Source organism: Spirillospora sp. NPDC048824, from assembly GCF_043198455.1.
GTDB lineage: Bacteria > Actinomycetota > Actinomycetes > Streptosporangiales > Streptosporangiaceae > Spirillospora.
In genome coordinates, this window is the sequence record NZ_JBICUS010000014.1 from 212,024 (window position 1) to 233,225 (window position 21,202).

General features: G+C 74.4%; 17 protein-coding genes. 6 read left to right on the forward strand and 11 right to left on the reverse strand.

The genetic code is table 11. The annotated features are described in order from the left end of the window. Positions 1–86: 86 nt before the first annotated feature. Complete coding sequence (locus ACGFIS_RS26695) at positions 87–1,175, reverse strand: S1C family serine protease (RefSeq protein WP_392972959.1); 1,089 nt, start codon at positions 1,173–1,175, stop codon at positions 87–89. A 151-nt stretch (positions 1,176–1,326) separates the two neighbouring features. After that, complete coding sequence (locus tag ACGFIS_RS26700) at positions 1,327–2,307, reverse strand: phosphotriesterase (RefSeq protein WP_392898184.1); 981 nt, start codon at positions 2,305–2,307, stop codon at positions 1,327–1,329. A gap of 128 nt (positions 2,308–2,435) precedes the next feature. Here ACGFIS_RS26700 and ACGFIS_RS26705 point away from each other — a divergent pair, with 128 nt between their 5' ends. After that, complete coding sequence (locus ACGFIS_RS26705) at positions 2,436–3,080, forward strand: TetR/AcrR family transcriptional regulator (RefSeq protein WP_392898181.1); 645 nt, start codon at positions 2,436–2,438, stop codon at positions 3,078–3,080. Between the two features lie 50 nt (positions 3,081–3,130). Here ACGFIS_RS26705 and ACGFIS_RS26710 read toward each other — a convergent pair whose 3' ends face one another. The 7 genes from ACGFIS_RS26710 to ACGFIS_RS26740 all read right to left on the reverse strand — a co-directional run bounded on the left by ACGFIS_RS26710 (position 3,131) and on the right by ACGFIS_RS26740 (position 14,768). Further along, positions 3,131–4,372: a multidrug effflux MFS transporter gene (locus ACGFIS_RS26710; RefSeq protein WP_392898178.1), complete on the reverse strand. Its 1,242-nt coding sequence runs from the start codon at positions 4,370–4,372 to the stop codon at positions 3,131–3,133. Between the two features lie 109 nt (positions 4,373–4,481). Further along, the gene (locus ACGFIS_RS26715; RefSeq protein ID WP_392898175.1) at positions 4,482–6,197 is read right to left on the reverse strand and encodes a hypothetical protein; all 1,716 of its coding nucleotides are present in this window, start codon (positions 6,195–6,197) and stop codon (positions 4,482–4,484) included. Positions 6,198–6,201: 4 nt separating this feature from the next. Next, positions 6,202–8,451, reverse strand: a complete 2,250-nt coding sequence (locus tag ACGFIS_RS26720; RefSeq protein ID WP_392972961.1) for a hypothetical protein — start codon at positions 8,449–8,451, stop codon at positions 6,202–6,204. 2 nt (positions 8,452–8,453) lie between these two features. Next, positions 8,454–9,707 carry a hypothetical protein gene (locus tag ACGFIS_RS26725; RefSeq protein WP_392898169.1) on the reverse strand — a complete coding sequence of 418 codons (1,254 nt, stop codon included), beginning with the start codon at positions 9,705–9,707 and terminating at the stop codon, positions 8,454–8,456. Further along, positions 9,707–12,406, reverse strand: a complete 2,700-nt coding sequence (locus tag ACGFIS_RS26730; protein WP_392898166.1) for a hypothetical protein — start codon at positions 12,404–12,406, stop codon at positions 9,707–9,709. Before ACGFIS_RS26730 ends, ACGFIS_RS26725 begins: the two co-directional genes overlap by 1 nt. Before the next feature lie 15 nt (positions 12,407–12,421). Next, entirely contained in the window at positions 12,422–14,005 is a 1,584-nt protein-coding gene (locus ACGFIS_RS26735) for an Hsp70 family protein (protein WP_392898161.1), read from the reverse strand. Positions 14,006–14,012: 7 nt separating this feature from the next. Continuing rightward, entirely contained in the window at positions 14,013–14,768 is a 756-nt protein-coding gene (locus ACGFIS_RS26740) for a nucleotide exchange factor GrpE (protein WP_392972963.1), read from the reverse strand. A gap of 195 nt (positions 14,769–14,963) precedes the next feature. On the opposite strand from ACGFIS_RS26740, the gene ACGFIS_RS26745 reads away from it, so the two are divergent. After that, positions 14,964–15,641 (forward strand): ACT domain-containing protein, encoded by a 678-nt coding sequence (locus ACGFIS_RS26745; RefSeq protein ID WP_392972965.1) that lies wholly within the window; start codon positions 14,964–14,966, stop codon positions 15,639–15,641. A 68-nt stretch (positions 15,642–15,709) separates the two neighbouring features. Further along, positions 15,710–17,260, forward strand: coding sequence for an AMP-binding protein (locus tag ACGFIS_RS26750; RefSeq protein WP_392972967.1), 1,551 nt, complete (start codon positions 15,710–15,712; stop codon positions 17,258–17,260). Position 17,261: 1 nt separating this feature from the next. On the opposite strand, the gene ACGFIS_RS26755 is transcribed toward ACGFIS_RS26750, so the two are convergent. Continuing rightward, a complete protein-coding gene (locus ACGFIS_RS26755) occupies positions 17,262–18,179 on the reverse strand; it encodes a carbohydrate kinase family protein (protein WP_392898150.1) in 918 nt (305 codons plus the stop codon). A 72-nt stretch (positions 18,180–18,251) separates the two neighbouring features. Between ACGFIS_RS26755 and ACGFIS_RS26760 the strand changes: the two genes are divergently transcribed. From ACGFIS_RS26760 to ACGFIS_RS26770, 3 genes are read left to right on the forward strand one after another with little or no spacing between them, the layout of a single operon-like run. Next, positions 18,252–18,896: a class II aldolase/adducin family protein gene (locus tag ACGFIS_RS26760; protein WP_392972969.1), complete on the forward strand. Its 645-nt coding sequence runs from the start codon at positions 18,252–18,254 to the stop codon at positions 18,894–18,896. A 37-nt stretch (positions 18,897–18,933) separates the two neighbouring features. Beyond that, a complete protein-coding gene (locus ACGFIS_RS26765; RefSeq protein WP_392898146.1) occupies positions 18,934–19,737 on the forward strand; it encodes an enoyl-CoA hydratase in 804 nt (267 codons plus the stop codon). Between the two features lie 31 nt (positions 19,738–19,768). Continuing rightward, positions 19,769–20,188: a TIGR03668 family PPOX class F420-dependent oxidoreductase gene (locus ACGFIS_RS26770; protein ID WP_392898143.1), complete on the forward strand. Its 420-nt coding sequence runs from the start codon at positions 19,769–19,771 to the stop codon at positions 20,186–20,188. On the opposite strand, the gene ACGFIS_RS26775 is transcribed toward ACGFIS_RS26770, so the two are convergent. Then, on the reverse strand, positions 20,185–21,189 hold the full coding sequence (locus ACGFIS_RS26775; RefSeq protein WP_392972971.1) for an ADP-ribosylglycohydrolase family protein: 1,005 nt from the start codon (positions 21,187–21,189) through the stop codon (positions 20,185–20,187). The genes ACGFIS_RS26770 and ACGFIS_RS26775 overlap by 4 nt on opposite strands. Between the last annotated feature and the right edge of the window lie 13 nt (positions 21,190–21,202).

The following is a 21,202-nucleotide window of genomic DNA, read 5'->3' on the forward strand; positions in this document are numbered from 1 at the left end:
TCGCATGAGGACGCCCTCTGGGACCCGACCGAATCCGCAGGATGGAAATGCAATGCATGCCGGACGGGCTCGCGTGCCGCCGGGCGCTATTGGGGCGGGCCTTCCCCCAGGTGGACGGTCGCGGACACGTGGGCGCCCTGGGCGGTGGTCCACTGCATCTGGACGACGTCGCCGGGGTGGTGGGCCATCATCAGCGTGGTGAGGGCGGTGGGGGAGTCGACGGCGCGGCCGTCGAAGGTGACGATGGCGGCGCCGACGGGGACGCCCGCGGTGTCGGCGGGGGTACCGGGGACGACCTCGGCGACGCGGGCGCCCGGGGAGTTGGCGTTGGAGCGGACCTTGACGCCGAGCAGGGCGGTCGGGCCGATGTGCACGGTGGTGGACGCCTCGCCGCGCTGGATCTGCCGGGCGATGTCCAGGGCCCGGTCGGTCGGGATGGCGTACCCGCGGTGGTTCTTCTTCTCCTCGGCCCCGTCCACCGACAGACCGGCGGACGCGGCGGTGTTGATGCCGATGACCTTGCCCGCGGTGTTCAGCAGCGGGCCGCCCGAGTCGCCGGGCTTGATCGGCGCGTTGGTCTCGATCAGGCCGGTGAGGCGCTCGGTGGTGCCGTTGCTGTCGTCGCGGGCGGTGACGGACTGCTCCAGGGCGGTGACCTTCCCGGTGACGGCCCTGGGCGTGCCGCCCTTGCCGCCCGCGTTGCCGACGGCGGTGACCGGGTCGCCGACGTTGACGCCGGACGCGGAGTCGAACACGGCGGCCTTGAGCCGGGAGGCGCCCTTCAGCCGGATCACCGCGATGTCGCCGGCCCGGTCGTAGCCGACGACCTGCGCGGTGTAGGTGCGGCGGTCGTCGGTGTCGGTGCCCACGATCTCGGTGGCGCCGCGGATCACATGGTTGTTGGTCAGCACGAGGCCGGACGGGTCGAGCACGATGCCGGTCCCGGCGGCGCGGGTGCCGTTCAGGTCCTGCTCGGTCTTGATGTTGACGACACCGGGGCGCCTGCCGCTGGGCTTGGCCGGCGTGGTGGTGGGCGCGGCCGTGACGGGCGGCGGGACGTCCCGGGTCGCGCCGCCCTCCACGATCCGGCAGCCGGGGGCGAGCAGGGACAGCAGCGTGACCAGGAGTATCGGTATCGCGGCTCGGGCGCCGCGACGCACGGTGTCCTCGCTCACCTGGCCCCTCCTCGTTGTTCCTCCCATGATTCCCGATTTCCGGGGATTAGTCGTATACCCCGGGCGGGTCATGACCGGGTGGTCGCACGAGGAGGCCGGACGGGCGGGCGCCGGACGGGCGCGGGACGGGCGCCGTCCCGCGCCCGGGCCCTCAGCGCGTGAAGTAGCGCTTGGGGTTGTCCACCAGCATCTGGTCGATCTGGGCGTCGGTGACGCCCGCGGCGCGCAGGGCGGGCAGGACGTCGTCGGTGATGTGCCGGTAGTGCCAGTTCGGCTGCATCGCGGGCACCGTCGCGGGGTCGGGGCCGAACCAGTCCATGAAGCAGCTCGCGTCGTGGCTGAGCACGACCCGGTCGGCGTAGCCGCGCTCGCACAGCGACGCGATCGTGGCCACCCGGTTCTCGGTCGGGTTGATGATGTCGAGGCCGAAGCGGTCCATCCCGAGGATCGCGCCGGTGTCGGCGAGCTCCATCAGGTAGTCGAGGTCGTTGCTGTCGCCGGCGTGCCCGATGACCACCTTGGCGAGATCCACGCCCTCCTTGCCGAGGAGGTCGACGACCGTCCGCCCGGCGTGGATCGAGCTCTCGGTGTGCACGGTGACCGGCGCGCCCGTCTCGCGGTGCGCGGCGGCGACGGCCCGCAGGATGCGCTCGACGGCGGAGGTGAGGCCGGGGGCGTCGACGGCGCACTTGAGGAACGCGGCCTTGACGCCCGTGCCCGCGATGCCCTCGGTGAGGTCGCGGGTGAAGTCGGCGATCATCGGGTCGGGGCCCTCGTCCACCATCGTGCCGGGGCCCCGGTGCAGGAACTGGAACGGGATGTCGTGGTAGGTGTAGATCCCCGTGGCGACGATGATGTTGAGGTCGGGTACCTGCTCGTTGATCCGCTGGATCCGCGGGATGTAGCGGCCGAGCCCCCACACGGTGGGGTCGGCGATCGTGGTGATTCCGCGCCCGGCCAGCTCGCGGAGCTTGGCCACGGCGTCGGCGACCTTCTCGTCCTCGTCCCACCAGTCGCCCGCGCCGTAGTTCTGGACGTTCTCGGTGCTGAGGACGAAGACGTGCTCGTGCATGAAGGTGCGTCCCAGGCCGGCGACGTCGACGGGGCCGCGGACGGTCTCTACTGCGGGCATGGGCTCTCCCTCTGTAAGGCGGCGGGCTCTGTGGGCAGCGGGGGGCATACCGACCGGTCGGTTTTCTGGCAAGCTATGGCGTGGCGCACACGGAGTCAACGCCCAGCTTTCCATGGGAGGTGCCCGACGTGGCGAAGACCGAACCCACGCTCGACCCGGGGCCGCCGGCGCCCGAGTCGGCGGCGCCCGTGCGGGCGAGCGCGGTCGAGCGGAGGATCCTGGACGCGGCGCTCACGCTCTTCGCCGAACGCGGCTTCGACGGGACGTCCGTGCAGGGCATCGTGGAGGCCGCCGAGGTGACCAAAGGCGCCCTCTACCACTACTTCGACTCCAAGGACGATCTCCTCTACGAGATCTACCATTCGCTGATCGCCCGCCAGCTGGCCGACCTCGGCGAGGTGCTGGCGCGCGGGCTGCCGCCGCGCGAGGCCGTCCGCGCCGTGCTGGCCGGGCTGGTCCGGAGCACGGCCGGCCACATCGACGAGGCGAAGGTGTTCTCCCGCGAGATGCACCGCCTCGACAGCGCCCGGATGCGCTCGGTCCGCGCCGACCGCCGCCGCTACCACGTGACATTCCGCGGTCTCGTCGAGCAGGGGCAGCGGGACGGGGTGTTCAGCGACGCGACGCCCGCCGAGACCGTCACGATCGTCGCGCTCGGCATGGTCAACCAGATGCCGTCCTGGTACCGGGCGGACGGCCCGAAGACGGCCGAGCAGCTCGCCGACGAGGTCGCCGGCTTCGTCCTGGCGGCCCTGGATCAGCGCCGCGTCTGAAGCTGCGGCGCTGTGTTCGCTGTCGATCACACCGCCGGCCGTACGCGGCATCAGTTCTTTGACGCAACCCTCGGAGGGCGGGTGATGGCCGCGGTGGCGGCGGCCGCGAGCACCGCCAGGACGGCGATGGACACCGCCATCGGGACGGCGGTGTCCGGCCCGGCGATCCCCGCCAGGGGCGCGGCGGCCCCGCCCAGCGAGAACTGCGCGACGCCGAGGAGCGCCGACGCGCTGCCCGCCACCCGGGGCGCGCGGCCCGACAGCGCGAGGGCGGTCGTGTTCGGCAGCACGAGCCCCTGCCCGGAGGTGACCAGGAACAGCGCGGGGAGCACCGCGTACAGGCCCGCGCCGGTGAGGACGGCGACGAGCAGGCCCGCCCCGCCCGCGACCACGATGCCGAGCCCGATGCCCAGCAGCCGCCGCAGCGGTACGCGCCCCGCGAGCCGGCCGCCGATCTGCCCGGCGATGACGAGCCCGAGCGCGTTGACGCCGAACGCGATGCTGAACGCCTGCGGCGAAAGACCGTAGATGTCCTGCAGCACGAACGGCGACCCCGAGACGTAGGTGAACATCGCGGCGAACGCCAGGCCGATCGTCAGCGCGTACCCGGCGAACGTCCGGTCGCCCGCCAGCGCCCGGAACGTTCCCAGCGTGGCGCGCAGCCCGCCCGTCGCGCGCCGCACGGGCGGCAGCGTCTCCCGCAGCCAGAGCAGCGAGGCGAAGAACAGCGCCACGCCGACCCCCGCGAGGACGGCGAACAGCCCCGGCCACGGCACGACCCGCAGCAGTTGCCCGCCGAAGACGGGCGCGAGGATCGGCGCCAGCCCGGTCACCAGCATCAGCATCGAGAAGAACCTGGCGGCGGCCACGCCGTCGTAGAGGTCGCGGACGATCGCCCGCGCGATCACGATCCCGGCGGCCCCGGCGAAGCCCTGCACCAGCCGCAGCGCGATGAGCGTCTCCACGGTCGGTGCGGCGGCGCACAGCAGTGACGCGGCGGCGTAGGCGGCGACGCCGATGAGCAGCGGCCGGCGGCGCCCGAACGTGTCGCTGAGCGGCCCCGCCACCGCCTGCCCCGCGGCGAGGCCGGCGACGCACGCGGTCAGCGTGAGCTGCGCCTGCACCGCGCCCGTCGACAGGTCGGAGGTCAGCGCGGGCAGCGCCGGAAGGTACAGGTCGATCGACAGCGGCGCCACGGCCGTCAGCGCCCCGAGCATGACGACCAGCCAGAGCCGCCGGTCCGGCGCACGGCCGTGAGACGTTCCGGCGGCCGGATCGGCCGTCTGCGTCATCGTCGCCTCTCGGTCGGGAAGGGAGCCGCGGGGTAGGGGCTCTGAGAGGGTTCAATCAGGCGACGGTCCGTTATCTTCCATGTCAGGAAGTGGGGTCGGTCACAGTCGCTCAGAAGGGGAATCGTTCGGCGGCGGCCACGACCGCGCCGGTCACGGTGGCGACGGTGAGGACCGACAGCCCGGACAGCACCGCCCAGCGCCCCACCTGGTAGCCGACGGGGACGCGGCTCGGGCCGCGGCCGCGCACCGGCCACGGGGCGCGCAGCGGCGCCGTCCCGGGAAGCTCCTGGGCCGCGTCGGCGGCCGGCCCGCCCCCGCCGCCCGCCGGGGCCAGCCCGGTCACCCAGCCGAGCAGGTCCGCGACGTCCGCCGGCTCGGTGGCCAGACCGGACGCGAAGTACCGCACCTGGCCCGCGACCTGGTCGAGGGTCCGGACGGTGTTGCCGAGGCCGACGTCGCCGAGCCATTCGCGCAGCCCGGCCTCGGTGTCCAGGCAGCGGCCGATCTCCGTGCGGGCCAGCAGGTCGGTCTTGGTGACGACGACGGCGACGCGCTTCTGATGTCCCTGGTCGGGACGGGAGCGCAGCTCGTTCAGGACCCGCTGCAACGTGTCGGCGGGGTCCTCCTCCGACGACGCGGCGGACCGGTCGACGAACTCCCGCTCGTCTCCGGTCAGGGATCCGCGCAGCTGGGGGAGGGCGAACGGGTCCACGACGAACAGCAGCGCCTCGCTGTGGTCGAGGTAGCGCAGTGACTCCACCTCCGTGGCGCCCGTGTAGTGCTCGCCCGCAGGGTCGAACAGGTAGAGGATGCGCCGAGCGCGTCCCGGCAGCTCCACGTCCACCATGGTGGCGAGGGGCAGCTCCGGCCCGGTCTTGGCGAGCCGCCCGCCGCGCTGGAACTCGCGGATCGCGCCCGCGTACGCCTGCGCGTGCCGCTGCTCGACGAACGCGAGCCGCCCGTGGACGGCGCGGACGCGCGCGTGCAGGGCGCGGATGCCGAGGACCATGAACGTGGTCTTGCCGGCGGCCGGGCCGCCGACGAACGGCAGCGGCTCCACGCGGACCCGCCCGATCCGCTCGGGCAGCCGCCCGCCGCAATGCGGGCAGTACGCGGCCAGCCGGAACCGTCCGAGCGGCACGGTCGTGGGCAGCCGAGCCCCGCACCGGCACACGTGCCGGAACGCGCCGCCCGACCCCGGGGCGAGATGGGCGTGCCGTGCCCCGCACCCTGGGCATTCGTACTCGGGCAGGCCGATCCGCTCGTAGCAGAAGGGGTGCGGGCACGTCTGCAGGATCCGGCCGTACGTCATGAAGACGCGTTCCACCGCCGCCAGGACGAGCACGCACAGCAGCCACACGGCGAGCCCGATCGCCGCGACCACCCCGTACAGGAAGGTGAGCGCCAGCACGAACACGCCGGCCGGGACGGCGGCGGCCACGATGCCCGCGCACAGCGCCAGCCAGACGGGGAACACGAAGAAGCCCCAGAGCCCGCCGAGCAGCAGCCGGGTCAGGCGGACGATGACGCCCCTGGCCGTCCGGTACACCTGCGGGACGACCGTGCGGCTGATCGTCCACCAGTCCCGCCACACCTGCCCCAGCAGGTAGTGCCGGAACGCGATCTTCGGTTCGGCGACCGGCGAGGGCCCCTCCAGGGTGGACGGCGCGAGCGTCCGGCACGCGTGCAGGTAGTACAGGCCCAGGGCGGCGGCCCCGGCGACGACGAGCGTCGCGGCGAACAGCACGGGGAACACGTACATGAACCCGAGCCACATGGCCGCGCCCCACACGGCGATCAGCAGCAGCACGAGGATGGGATGCACCGGCTCACCTCCCCCCGCGAGAGGGCGGGCCGTCGCCGAGGAGGTCGCGCAGCGAGGCCCGCAACCGCGGGCTGCGCGCCAGGTGGACGTCGAGCTGCTTGGCCGCGAGCCACCGGGTGGCCGCCGCCCGCGCCCATGCCTCCAGGGCGGGTTCGGTGACGCCGCGCTCCCTGAGCCGCAGGACGACCTCGACCAGCTCGTTGCGCTGCCCGACCTCGGCGCCGCGCAGCGGGGCGCGCCCGGCGCGGGCACGTCCCGGCAGCTCGGCGGTCCAGCGCGCGCCGAGCCGGGCGCGGGCGGACGGGGACAGGGCCGCGAGCAGCTCCGCCCGGAACGCCGGCGGCCGCGGGCACAGCCGCCGCGCGGCCCCGACGAACGCCTCGCCCGCGAGTTGCGGGGTGGCGCCGTCCGCGTCCGCGAGGTCGGCCAGCGCACGCGCCGCGCCGGCCGGCCCGGCGGTGATCGCCTTCCCGTACGCCCGGACGAGGGCCGCGTCGCGTCCCGCCCGGCCGCCGGGCATGACCTCGCGGACCCGCTCGGCGAGCCGCAGCGCCGCCGGTTCGGTGAGGCCGTCGCCGCCGGGGAACGCGAGCCGCGTGAACGTCCGGGACGGCAGCTCCGCCAGCGCGGGACGCCGGGCCATCGCGTCGCCGTGCGCGTCCAGCAGGTCGGCGCATTCACCGGCGGACGGCGGCTCCGACCACACCTCGCCCAGCGCGGCGTCGACCTCGCCGCCGGTTTCGCCGTCGAGCCGCAGCAGCTCGCCGGTGACCGGGATCCGGTGTCCCGGACGGCGGCGCCCGACGGACGCCAGCACCGCGCACGCGATCACCGGCACGGCGCGCAGCCGGCCGGCGTGCGCGTAGAGCAGGTCGCAGTTCCCGGGCGTGAGCACCGCCGCCCGCTCCCGCTCGCGGGCCCCGGCGAGCCCGGCGACGACCCCGTCCAGCAGGGCGTCGCGCGACCCGCCGGGGCATCCGGCGAGGGCCGCGCCGAGATCACCGCCGCCGCGCCGTGCGCACCGCGCCGCCGCCGCGGACACCTCCGCGGGGTCGACCGGCACGCCCGCCCGCCCGGCGACACCCGCGGCCGCCGCGATCTCGGCCAGCGCGGACGCCCCGGCCAGCGCGTCCGACACCCCCTCGGTGACGCGGAGCGAGCACTGCCGGGCGACCTCCGCCGCGCCCGCCGCCCGCGCCCGCTCATGCAGGGCGAGCGCCAGATCCAGGCCCATGGACGGGACGCCCGGGACGAGGTCGCGCCACACCCATTCGGGGATCCCGGGCCCGCGCCGCGACAGCAGCTCCGCGGCCGCGCCCTCCTCCGCCGCCGTGACGGTCGCGTCGCCCCGGCAGAGCGCCAGCAGCGCGGCGGCGGCCTCCTGCGCGGGATCGTTCAGCGGCGCCAGCTCGCCGAGGGCGTCGAGCCCGGCGAGGTCGGGGCCGCGCCAGCAGCCGGCGACGGTCCGCGCGAACCGGCTCGCGTCCCCGTCCCGGACGCCCTTGCGGAGGTCGAACGCGGAGGCGTGCGAGGCGTGGTGCTGCGCGGAGGCCCAGATCGCGGGGGTCGTGCCGACGAGGCGCTGCGCCGCGCCGTCCGGGTCGGCGGTGTAGGTGACGAACGACAGCCGGGCCGCCGCCGCGACCGGCAGCGAGTACGACACGACCGCGATCCAGCGGGCGACCAGCTCGACGTCGTCGGCGACGAGCACGACCCGTCCATGACCCCGGCCGAGGACGCCGGCGACGGCGTCCACGAGACGGCCGAGCAGCGCGTACGGGTCGCCGGGGCCCGAGGCGGACAGCCACGCGGCGAGCGCCTCGGGATCGAGCGCCGCGCCGGGGACCAGTTCGTCCAGGGACTCCAGAACCGGCGTCTCCGGCTCCGGGCGGTGCGTCCAGTGCGGCGCGTGCCAGAGTTCGGCGGGCCGCACGCCCTCCAGCTCGTCCGGCTCGGCCACCACCGCGTGCGCGAAGAAGTTGCCGTAGCGGCCCGAGTAGTCGCGGCCGAGGTAGCTGCAGCGCAGCAGCAGCGGACGGCCGTCCACCCGGTCGTACAGCAGCGACACGGGGAACAGGCCCAGCTCGGAGTCGTCGGGCGACGGCGGCGCGTCGGGCGGCGGACGGTATGACAGGTACGGCGTCACGCCCGCCCGGACCCCGTCGGGCAGCCCGGGCGTCTCCGCGACGAACTGGAAACCCGCCCGGCCGGTGGGGCCGCGCCGCGCGGAGGTGTAGTGCAGCTGCCAGGCCACGGCTACGACCCTCCGGGACGCACGCCGTCGAGCATCCCGAACCGGTACAGCAGCCACAGCAGCGGATCTTCGGCCCGGTACGGCCGGACACCGCCCGCGCCGACGCGTTCCCCGTCCGGGACGGCGCCGAGCGCCGACAGGCCGAACAGCCCGTGCTCGGCGTACTGCTGCCCGAGATAGGTGTCGAGCTGGCCCGCCTGCCACTCGTGCAGGAGCGCCCGGACCTGCTCGTTCACCGCGTCCCTGTCGTCCAGGTCGAGAACGCCCCGGCCGGACCGGGACCGGTGCAGCGCCGACTGCTCCAGCGGACCCGGCCGCAGAACGTCGATCTTGGTGAGCGCGACCGCGACGGGGACGGGCAGCGGCACGCCGGGCCGGGTGCCGTGCCGCTGCCGGAGCGTGTCGGTGACGCGGGCGATGATGTTCAGCGGCTCGCTGCCCGGGTCCTCACCGGCCGTGCGCGGCCCCGGGACGGCGTCGCGCACGCCGGTCCGGGCACCGGGCAGCTCCAGCGGATCGACCAGGAAGATGACCGCGTCGGCCGCCTCCAGATACCGCAGGTGCAGGTCGGTGACCTCGCGGCTGCGCAGGTCCTCGCCCGCGGTGTCGAACAGCACCAGCGCGAGCGAGTCGTTGCGGGGACGCGAGAAACGCCCCCGCCGCGTCCGGGTGAGCAGGTACACCAGCGGCTCGCGGGGGCCGGTCGCGGCGCTGGCCGTCGTCGGCAGCAGCCGCCGCTCCTCGAGCAGCGGGCGCGCGAAGTCGCGCTTGTACCGCTCGATCGTGCGGTCGTCGCACGCCACCAGCGACGCGTCCAGCTCCGTCCCGACGCGGTTCATCAGCTCGTGCAGCAGGACGGCGATGTAGGTGCTCTTGCCCGCGTTCTTCGCCCCGACGAGCGCGACGATCCGGCCGGGGGAGTCGCAGTACGCGGACGGGAGCGGGTTGTGGCACTCCGGGCAGGCCCGGCTGCCGGTCGGGAGCCCGCAGTCCGGGCAGTCCGCGCGGCCCCCGCGCCCGGACGCGGAGAACACCGGCGGCAGCGACGCGCCCGCCGTCGACCCCGTGTACGCGGCGAGTTCCTCGTCGAGGACGGGCGCGCAGCCCCGCCGCCGCCCGGCCTGCCCGCGGCACCGGAACAGGATCCGCTGCGGCGCGACGGACGCGAAGCAGTACGGGCAGGTGACGCCCTGCTTGGACGTGCGCTGCCGGGACGGCACACCGGGGATCCCGGTCCGGGCGAGCGGCCTCGCCATCACTGGACCCGGAGCCGGCGGACGGGCGGGTCGCTCAGCTCGACGGCGGCGTCGTCGGCGAAGCAGCGCAGCCAGTACGGCCCGGAGACGTGCGGCGCCGCCAGGGACAGCTCACCCGGCACGGGCACCTGCTCCCACCTGCCGAGCGTCTCCCCGTCGGCGGGGCGGTGCGGCATGACGCGCCCGGCCCGCAGCACCAGCGACAGCCGTGCCACCCGCAGCGGGCGGGACGAGGTGAACCGGACCGTCAGCGACCGCCGCCACGGCGGACCCGACCGCAGCACGTCGTAGCGGACGATCGTGCGGGCCGCGACCTCGGCGGTCACCGGCGGGCCGGTCACCCGGGCGCCGCCCACGGTCCCTGCCGCCGCGACCGACAGCTCGACGGGCTCGTCCTCGGGGACGGGCAGCCGGATCCCGCCCTGCGTGTCATAGGCGGCGCGGGTCACGACCTCGCCTGCGGGCGGCTCGGCGAGGTGCGGCGGCCCGGCGCCGATCCGGTACACGAGGTCGACCTCCGCGACGTCCGCCGGCCAGTCGAACCCGACGTGCACGTAGTCGCCGCGCCGCTCGGCGACCAGCCGCCGCGGCGGCGGCAGGTTCACGTGCCGGTGGTACGCGCCGATCGCGGCGGTGCCCTCCGCGACGGTCACCGCGAGCAGCCATCCGCTGGAGCCGGGCCGTGCCGCGAGCCCGCCGGGGACCGGTGTGCACGCCAGCCGCCGCGTCTCGCGCCGGACCTCCTCCAGCGGGACGAGCGCGCTGCGCGGCCACGGCGGCGGCCCCTCCGACAGCACCAGCTCGACCGTCCCGCTGCCGGGCGCGTCGAACCGGGCCCGGACGAGCCCCGGGTCGGACGCGTCGGTCTCGGCGGACAGCGCGTACACCGGCTCGGGCGGCGCGCTCGGCGTGACCGACGCCCGCACCCCGCCCGTCACGACCTCCCGGCCGGACGCGTCGAGGTACACCGCACAGATCCGGTAGTGGTGCGTCCGCCCGTTCGGGACCTGTTCGCGGAACCCGTCGCGGCCCGCCGGAACGGCCTGCCCGTCGCGGACGACGACGACCCGCGCCGCCTCCGCCGGGCAGCGCCACCGCCCCGTCACCTGGCCGTCCCCGGCCAGCAGTTCCACCTCACCGGGATCGGGCCGCACCAGCAGCGGCCCCGCCACGGCGGGCGCGGAGGCCGCCTCCCCGCGCACCGCGACCACGCCGTAGTACACCGGGACGTTCACGGGCGGCCGCTCGTCGAGCGCCCCGCCGAGGGGCGTGCCGTCCCTGACATCACGCGGAGCCCGCCCCACCTGCCGCACGATCTGGTAGACGATCTCCCCGCCCGGGGACGGCGAGCCGTCCCACGACAGCCGCACCGACGCCCCGCCGCGGCGTCCGCCATCGGCGGGCCCGGCGCAGGCCGGGGCGATGTCCACGTCCGCGCGCAGCGAAGTGACGGGGCGCGGCGGGAGGCGGCGCTGGTGGGCGGCGGCGCCGGGGAGGTCGCGGACGAGGCGGAGCGCGTCGGCAAGGAGCCGGTGGGCGCGGTCGGGGTCGGGGTCGGCGGCGGCGGTCTCGCGGAGGCGCAGCGCGGTGTCGAGGCGGTGCCGGGCCTCGGCGGCGAGGACCTCCTCCTCCGGCGGCTCCGCGTCCCCGGAAGCCCGGGGGGCGACGGAGGACGGCGGGACGCCGGCGGCGTCCGCCAGTTCCGCCGCCGCGAACACCTCGCCCGCGTCCAGCAGCGCGCGCAGCCGCCCCGCGAGGCCGCCGCCCGGCCCGGTCTCCCGGACGACGGCGAACACCATGCGGCGGGCGTCGCCCTGGTCGATGCCGAGGTCCTCCGCGGCGTACCGCAGCAGCGCCCGCTCCGACGCCCGCTGCCGCAGCCGCTCGCGGAGCCTTTCCACCACGTCGTAGAGCACCAGCTCGGACAGGTCCGCCCCCGACCGCAGCGCGGCGAGGATCGTGTCGGCGTGCGTGGTGCTGGTGTCGCGGCTGCGGCGCGCCCACTCCGCGCCCGCCGCCGCGACCGCGTCCTTGTCGAGCGGCAGGTCCCCGCCCGGCGCGGCGAACCCGCCCAGCAGCCGGACCGGCCCGGTCAGCCGCGCCCCGAACAGGAAGTCGGCCAGGTGCCGCTTGCCGAGGACGTCCAGCGACTCCTGGACCTTCCGGTACGCCGGATAGGGCGCGGCGGACGGCAGCGGGTCCGGTTCGCGGATCTCGATGCCGTCGCCGGCGGCGAGGCTCTCCAGCTCGGCGCGGGACACGCCGGCGGTGCGGGCGATGCCCTCGACCTCGGCGGGCGCCGCCATCTTCAGCGTCCCGGCCGCGTCGGCGAGCCGGGCGCGCGCCTGGGCGCGGCGCCGCTCGCCGCGTTCCCGCCCGCCGCGCAGCCGCGCGTCCAGCGGCCGCAGGTCACCGCGTTCGGCGGCGGTGAACAGCGGCGTCAGCTCCCGGTGCTCGGCCTCCAGCCGGTCGATGAGCTTGCGGTACTTCAGCTGCCCGCGGGCCCGCCGCCAGCACTGCCGGACCTCCTTGACCCGCGCCGCGACCTCCGGCCCGGTGAGACCGTCGAGCGGAGCCCGTCCGCCGAACGGCGGTGGATCGGCCAGCGCGTACCGGACGCGCAGGTCCTCGGGGGGGTGATCGCCCGCCGCCCGCGCGGGCTCCAGCACCTCCCGCCGGTAGTCGTCGTCGAACGCCACGGGCCCCTCCGGCCGCTAGCTGACCTGGACCCGGGAGAGGGCCTTCCGGGAGCGTTCGACCTCCTCCTCCGACATTCCGCCGACGTCCACCTTCAGCTCCAGCCGCTCGCCGGTCTCCTTCTCCACGGCCGTGACGTTCAGCAGGCCGGACGAGTCGAGCGCGAACGTGACGCCGATCGGCCAGCCCGCCTTCTTGCCCGGCGGGACGCGGATCTCCCCGGTCGCGATCTCGGTGTTGTCGATCAGGTCGGTGGACTCCACGACCCCGGCCTGCTCCATCACCCGGACGTCCGCGGACGTCTGGTCGTCGTAGACGGTGAAGAAGTCCTCGGTCTTCGAGGCGGGCAGCTCGTCGTTGGCGTGCACGAGATGCGCGACGTTCTCGGCGCCCGTCTCCCGGTCGACCACCACGATCCCGAACGCGTGCGAGGCGACCGTCTTGATCTGCCGCCCGGCGATCTGCTTCTGCTGCTCGGCCGACAGCCCCGCGCGGCTCGCCATCTCCTCGGCGCGCTCGGCGGCGCCCTCCCGGACGAGCCGCCGGTAGGTCTCCTCGAACGCGTACAGCGCCGCGCCCTTGGCGACCGCGAGGTCGGGGTCCTGCAGCCGGGGCGTGAGGCCCAGCTCGGTCTCCAGCCGCGCCGCGACGACCGGCATCTTCGTGGACCCCCCGACGAGGACGAGGTCGTCGTAGTCGTCGACGTCCTTGTCGGCGGCGGTCGCGAGGGTCCGGCCGGTGATCTCGACGGTCCGGTCGAGGAGGTCCTTGGTCAGCTCCTCCAGCTTCTCCCGCGACACCTCGACCGACGCGACCCGCCCGGCGTGCATCACGCGGACGGTGTGGGCGGTGCGGGTGGTGAGGGCCTTCTTGGCGTCCTCGGCGTCGCGGCGGAGCTGCTGCTCGGTCTGCTTGTCGTCGAGCGGGTCGCCGGCGTCCGGGTGCTCGGCGCGGAACCGCTCGGCCAGGTGCTCGACGAGCCGCGCGTCCCAGTCGGCGCCGCCGAGCTCGTGGTCGCCGTCGGTGCACACCACCTCGATGTGCCCGCCGCGCAGCGAGATGACGGTGGTGTCGAACGTCCCGCCGCCGAGGTCGTACACGAGGATCGTCCTGTCCTGTTCGGGGTTCAGGACGCCGTAGGTGATCGCGGCGGCGATCGGCTCGGACACGATGTCGATGACGTTCAGCCCGGCGATCCGCCCCGCCTTGCGGGTCGCGTCGCGCTCGGCCGCGCCGAAGTAGGCGGGGACGGTGATGACCACGTCGCGGGCCTCCTCGCCCGTCGTGGTGCGCGCGTCCGTCGCGAGCTTCAGCAGGATGAACGCCGACAGCTCCTCGGGGGTGAAGTCGATCCCGTGGATGGGACGCGCCACCTCCCGGCCCATGTCCCGTTTGATCAGGCTGACGACGTTGTCGGGCTCCAGGACCGCGGTGTCCTTCGCGGTGGCGCCGACGACGACGTTCTCGCCGCTCTCGAAGTAGACGACGGACGGGGTGGTGTCGGTGCCCTCCAGGTTGCGCAGGACCGCCGGCCGCCCGACATCGTCGATGGAGGCAATGCAGGAGTACGTGGTTCCGAGGTCGATCCCGTAGACAGCCATGTCCCTCTCACCTATCGGTACCGAGTCCGCTGTTCATCGTCTCGCCGCGCCCGGTCCCGCGCAGGCGATTTGAGCCGGCCCTGACCGAGTGACCGGCCCCGTTCGATCCGGTCTCGGGGGCTTCGTCCGCCTTGTCGCCCACCTGGTCGTCCGCCTCGTCGTGCCCGCCGGCGCCGGCGCGGTGCTTCCCGACGCTGACGGCCGCCTTGCGCAGTACCCTCCCGCTCTGCTCGAACCCGTCGGACTGGACGGTCGTCACGGTGCCGTCCCGCATCGGGTCGTCGACGGGCGTGACCGCGACCGGCCGGTGCCGGGACGCGTCGTAGGGCGCGCCCGCCTCGGCCGTGAACCTCTCCACGCCGAGCCGCGCCAGCGCGTCGGCGACGTCGTCGGCCATCGCCCCCAGCAGCAGCGCCGTCCCCTCTGGATCCGGCGGTTCGGTCATGTCCGGCGCGGAGAGCCGGCACGACTCGCGGCGGGCCTGGTCGTGCAGCCGGTACAGCGCGGCCCGGACCGGCTCCAGCATCGCCTGCAGCTCCCCGCGCCGCAGCCGCTGGTTCTCCTCGTGCAGCCGGTCGATGACGGCCTCGCGGTGCGCGGCGCGCTCGTGCTCGCGGTCGAGCCGCGCGGCCAGCCCGGCGAGAGCGTCCCTGACGTCGGCGCGGAACGCCTCGTCGCCGGACGCCGCGTCGTCCCCGGCGGGCACCGGGTCCGGCTCGGCTCCGGAGTCCTCGTTGACTGGGGGGTCCCCGTCCCTCGACACGTGGAGTTACCTTAATGCTGGGCGACGTGAGGCGATAGGCCTGCTGATGACCTTCACTGGACTCTAGTTTGACCTGTACCCGCCATTCCAGCACCGGCAACGACGGCGTTTTCTCGCGTCGACACCTGTGGGTAACACCAGGGAAACGGCCTCCGGCGAAAGTGGGGGCATCACACGGGGGAACTGGAGGTGGCGATGTTGCTGCGGATACGCATCCGGCTGCCCGACCGTCCCGGATCGCTGGGGCAGGTGGCCCGCACGCTGGGCGCCGCCGGCGCCGACGTCGTCCAGATGGCGGTGCTGGAGCGCGGCAACGGCCGGGCGATGGACGACTTCACGGTCGCGTGGCCCGCCGGGGCGGGCGTGGAGCGGCTGGTCGAGGGGCTGGGCTCGGTGCCCGGCGTGGACGTCGCCGGGGTGTGGCCGACGGCCGAGCCGCAGGGCCTCTGCCCGGACGCCGCCGTGATCGGGCAGGTCGCGGCCGACCCCGGGCGCGGCGCCGAGATCCTCGCGGACGCCGTCCCGGCCGTCCTGAGCGCCGACTGGGCGGGGCTCGCCGAGCCGGCGGGCGGCGACGCGGGCGACGCGGGCGACGCGGGCGACACGGGCGACGCGGTGCTCGTGCACGTCAGCGCCGGCGGCATGTCCGGCGCCGCCCTGCACGGGCTCCTGCCGCTCCGCCCGCGCGCGTTCACGGCGCCGGACGGCACGCACCACGCGATGTGCCCGCTGCTCAAAGGCCGTATCGTGCTGGTCGCCGCCCGGACGGGGGCGCCGCCGTTCCACCGGACGGAGGTGTCGCGCCTGGAGCAGCTCGCGGGCGCGGCGGACATCGTCCTGGCCGGTGACCGCGCCGGACGGTCCGTCGTCTGACCTGGCCTTCCGGGGCACCCGGTCCTAGAGTCGCAGTCCAGACCCTGCCGTGTTCCCGGAGGTGGCCGATGGCCGTACTGCTGCGCCCTCACGTCGATGCGAGGCCAGACGAACCCGCGCTGACCGACGAACGCGGCAGCACGTCCTGGCGGGAGCTGGACGCCAGGACCGACCGGCTGGCGAGCGCGCTGCGCGGCCTGGGCCTGGCGACCGGCGACGCGATCGCCATCCACTCCGGCAACCGGCGCGAGTACTTCGAGCTGATGTGCGCCGCGGGCCACATCGGGCTCCGCCATGTCATGGTCAACTGGCACTGGACGGCCGACGAGCTGCGCTACGTCCTGGAGGACGCGGGCGCGCGGGCGCTGTTCTCCGAGGACGTCTTCGGCGACATCGCACGCGAGGCGTCCGAGGGGCTCGGCCTGGACGCCCGCGTCGCGTTCGGCGACGGGATCGCGGGCTTCACCCCGTACGAGGAGTTCCTCGCGGGCGGCGCGCAGGAGGAGATCGCCGACCCGGTGATGGGGTTCCCGATGTTCTACACCTCGGGCACCACCGGGCGGCCGAAGGGCGTGCGACGCAAGCAGCTCGGCGCGGGCGCCCCGATCGAGACGGCCACGCTCCTGGGGGACGTGTTCGCCGACGTCCTGCAGATCCCCGCGAACGGGCGGTCGCTGCTCGTCGGGCCCGTCTACCACTCGGCGCAGTGGCTGTGGTCCTACGTGTTCATGCTCGTGGGGCGGCCGGTGGTGATGCGGCGCGCCTTCGACCCGGCCGAGACGCTCCGGCTGATCGACGACCACGCCATCACGAACGTTCACCTGGTGCCGACGCAGTTCGTCCGGCTGCTGCGGCTGGACGAGGAGACCCGCGCGTCGTTCGCCGGCCACAGCCTCTCGGTCGTGTGGCACGGCGCCGCGCCCTGCTCGCCGGATGTCAAGCGGCAGATGATCGACTGGTTCGGCCCGATCGTCCACGAGTACTACGGCTCCACGGAGGCGGCGGTGAACAGCGTCATCACCGCGCCGGAGTGGCTGGAGAAGCCCGGCAGCGTCGGCCGTCCGCTGCCGACGACGGAGGTCCACATCCTGCGCGAGGACGGCGAGCCCGCCGCGCCGGGGGAACCCGGCCAGATCTTCTTCCGCTACACCAGCGGCGACGACGTCGAGTACTGGGGCGACGAGGACAAGACCCGCTCGATGCACCGCGGGGACCGCCTGTTCACCACCGGCGACGTCGGCTACCTCGACGACGACGGCTACCTGTTCCTGTCCGACCGCGTCATCGACATGATCATCAGTGGCGGGGTGAACATCTATCCGGCGGAGATCGAGGGCGTCCTGATCACCCATCCGTCCGTCCGGGACGTCGCCGTGTTCGGCGTGCCGGACGAGGAGTTCGGCGAGCAGGTGAAGGCCGCCGTCGAACTCGCCGACGGCGCCGAGCCGTCCGGCGCCCTCGCGGACGAGCTGATCGAGCACGTCCGCACCGCGCTCGCCGGTTACAAGGCGCCGCGTTCGGTCGACTTCGTCGACGCGATGCCGAGGACGCCGACCGGCAAGCTCTACAAGCGCCTTCTGCGCGACCCGTACTGGGAGGGCCAGGCGCAGAAGATCTGACTCATCTCAGCAGTGCGAGGACCGCGTCCAGGTCGGTGAGGCATGCGTCGGAGCCGAGCCCCTGGGCGACGGTCGCCGCCGCGGCCGTGCCCCAGCGCGCCGACTCCAGGACGTCGCGTCCCCGCACGAGCCCGGTGATGAACCCGGCGCAGTAGGCGTCGCCGCAGCCGGTGGTGTCGGCGACCTCGACGGGCAGGGCGGGCAGCCGGTGCACGCCGTCGGCGGTGGCGACGAGGCTGCCGTCCCCGCCGAGGGTGATGATCACCGTCTCCGGCCCCCGGGACAGCAGCGCCTTGGCGGCCTTCTCCGGGTCGTTCTCGCCGGTCATCGCCGCGGCCTGCTCCTCGTTGGGGAGGAAGTGGTCGACGTACGGCAGGAACGCGCCGGCGCCGGCGAGGAGGTCGGGCATGTTGGACAGCGGGTCCATCGTCACCACGGTGCCGGTCTCCCGCGCGGCGGCGAGCGTCTCGAAGAACGCGGGATCGTTGAGGCCGAAGGTGACGTCCGGCCCGCCGAGGTGCACGATGCTCGCCGCGGCGAGCAGGCCGGGGCCGACCGCGCCGGCGGTGAGGGTCAGGTTGGCGCCCGGGACGTGGAAGCTCGGCCGCCCGCCGTCCGGCCGGATCGGCAGGATCGACGCGCTCGTCTGGTCGGCGGTGCGCCGGACGAGCCCGCGCACGTCCACGCCGTTCCGCGTCATGATCGTCATCAGCAGGTCGCCGAGGTCGTCGTCCCCGATCGCGCCGACCGAGACGACGTCGTTGCCGAGCCTGGCGAGGGCGACCGCGGTCCCGGCGGCCGCGCCCGCGGCGGTCACCCTGATCTCGTCCACGACGACGGTGTCCTGCCCGCCGGGGATGCCTTCGACGGGCCGCGCGAGCACGTCCAGGATGTGCGCACCCAGTGTTACAACCGCCATGACCACACCCCTTGAAGATCGTCAGGGTCGTAGCGTACGGGGTACGGACCCGAAAAGGTGAGAGGTATTCGCATGTTGCTGAGGGACGAGCGGGACCAACTGTGCGCGGCCGGCCGCCGCCTCGCCGAGACCGGCCTGGTCACCGGCGCGTCCGGGAACATCAGCGTCCGGTCGGGCGATCTGGTCGCGGTCACTCCGGGCGGGATGGTGCTCGACCGGATGGAGCCCGCCGACTGCCCGGTCGTGAACATGTCGGCCCGGCTGGTCGAGGGGGAGCGGGCGCCGTCGTCCGAGACCCCCATGCACCTGGCCCTGTACGAGGCGACCCCGGCCGCGGCCATCGTCCACACCCACTCCACCTACGGCGCCGTCGTGGCGACGACCATGCCGGAGCTGCCGCCGATCCACTACAACACCCTCCTGCTGGGCGGCGTGGTCAAGGTCGCCGAGTACGCCACCTACGGGACGCCCGAACTCGCGGACAACGTCCGGACCGCCATGGCCGGAGGGAAGCGCGCCGCGCTGATGGCCAACCACGGCGGCGTCACGATCGGCCGCGACCTGGACGAGGCGTTCGAGAACGCGCGCCTCCTGGAGTGGCTCTGCGGCGTCTACGTGCGGGCCAGGATGATCGGCGAGCCGCGCGTCCTGACGGACGGGGAACTGGCGGCGGTCGTCGAGCGCGGCCTCACGCCCCCCGAGTTCCCCCGCGTGTAACCTAACGCTTGCTAGGTCACCGCGTGGGAGGTCCGCTTTGCCCTTCGTCCTGATCGACAAGCCGCGCCCGCACATCACCCTCATCACGCTCAACCGGCCCGAACGCATGAACGCGATGGCCTTCGACGTCATGGTCCCGTTCCGGGAGGCGCTGGAAGAGGTCAGCCGCGACAACGACACCCGCGTCGTCGTCATCACCGGCGCGGGGCGCGGCTTCTGCTCCGGCGCCGACCTGGAGAACCCGGGAGACATCCCCGGCATCGACGGGCTCACGCTCCCCACCATCGCGCTCCGCTCGATGGAACTGCTCGACGACGTGATCCGCGCGATGCGCCGCGTCCACCAGCCGGTCATCGCGGCGGTCAACGGCCCGGCGATCGGCGGCGGGCTCTGCCTGTCCCTGGCGGCCGACATCAGGCTCGGCGCCGACACCGCCCTGTTCCGCGCCGCCGGCATCAACAACGGCCTCACCGCCAGCGAACTCGGCCTCAGCTACCTGCTGCCCCGCGCGATCGGCGCGTCCCGCGCCTTCGAGATGATGCTGTCCGGACGCGACGTGGACGCCACCGAGGCCGAACGCGTCGGCCTGCTCTCCCGCGTCGTCCCGTCCGACAAGCTGCTCGACTCCTGCTATGAGCTGGCCGAGCGGATCGCGGGGTTCAGCCGCCCCGGCACCGAGCTGACGAAGCGGATGCTGTGGTCGAGCCTGGACGCCGCGAGCCTCGACGCCCACATGGGCCAGGAGGGACTGGCGCAGCTCTACGTCCGCCTCACCACCCACAACTTCGAAGAGGCCATCAAGGCCCGCAAGCAGAACCGCCCCCCGGACTTCGAGGACTGACGCGCGGGCGGCGGCATGACAGGCTGAAGGGGTGCCGAAGCTTTCCCCGGACGACGCGCGCCGGCTGCTGACGACAGTTCCCGTCGTGCGCCTGGCGACCGTCGGCGAGGACGGGCGGCCGCATCTCGTCCCGGTGACGTTCGCCGTCCACCGGGGAGCCGTCTACACGGCCGTCGACCACAAGCCGAAGAGCACCCGCGACCTGCGGCGGCTGGCCGACATCCGCGCCAACCCCCACGTCGCGCTGCTGGCCGACCACTACGAGGACGACTGGGACCGGCTCTGGTGGGTCCGCGTGGACGGCCACGCGAGCATCGTCGGGGAGCCGGAGGGGATGGCCGAGCCCGTCCGGCTCCTCGCCGGCCGCTACGCCCAGTACCGCGACCGCCCGCCCGAGGGCCCCGTCATCGCCATCACGATCGACGCGTGGACCGGCTGGTCGGCGTCCTAAGGCCGGTCCCAGGCCCCACCGATCCGCGCGAGGTCACCCGCGTACTCGATGCGCGCGGACCACTCGTCCGGCCAGGCGTCCATGCCGAGGTGCGCGCCCGCGAACGCCCCCGCCAGGCAGGCGATCGAGTCGGAGTCGCCGGAGCTCGCCGCACCGCGCCAGATCGCCCCGACCGGCTCCTCGGGGAAGAGCAGGAAGCACAGCAGCCCGGTCGCCAGGGCCTCTTCGGCGATCCAGCCCTCCCCGGTGATCTCGCAGGGGTCGGACGCGCGGTCGCCGCGCGCGAGGGCCTCGTCCAGCCGGTCGAGGACGGCCAGGCACTCGTCCCACCCGCGGGCGATGAACGCCTCCGGGGAGTCCATGCCCGGCTGCTGCCAGAGGGTGCCGAGCCAGCGCTCGTGGTAGGCGGTGCGCTGGTCGTGGCAGCGGGCGCGGAGCGCGGCGGGCAGGTCGGACGGGTTCATCCCGCCGGCCAGCCACCGGACGGCGAACGCGGTCAGCTCACTGGCCGCCAGACCCGTCGGATGCCCGTGCGTGAGCGCGGCCTGAAGCTGCGATGCGCCCGCCCTGGTCTCATCGGAGAGCCCGGGCGCGAGACCGACCGGCGCGACGCGCATGTTGGCGCCGCAGCCCTTGGAACCCGCCACGGTGGCCTCCACCCACGGCTTCCCGGCGGCCAGGCCCCGGCACGCCCGCAGGCACGTATGGCCGGGGGCCCGGTCGTTGTCGGGGCTGTCGAGCCAGTCGACGAACCGCCGCCGCCACATCGGCGTGATCAGATCGGGGGTGAACGGCGGGTTCTCCAGTGCGTCCAGGAGGGCGAGGCCGACCGCGATCGCCATCTGCGTGTCGTCGGTGACCAGCGCCGGATCACCGTTGAGCTGCGTCGGCCCGTGCTCGCCGAAACGCCGGTGGATCTGCTGCATCGTGAGGAACTCGGTCGGCGCGCCCAGGGAGTCCCCGTACGCCGACCCGAACATCGCTCCGCTCGCCCGTCTCATGGGCGGCATTCTT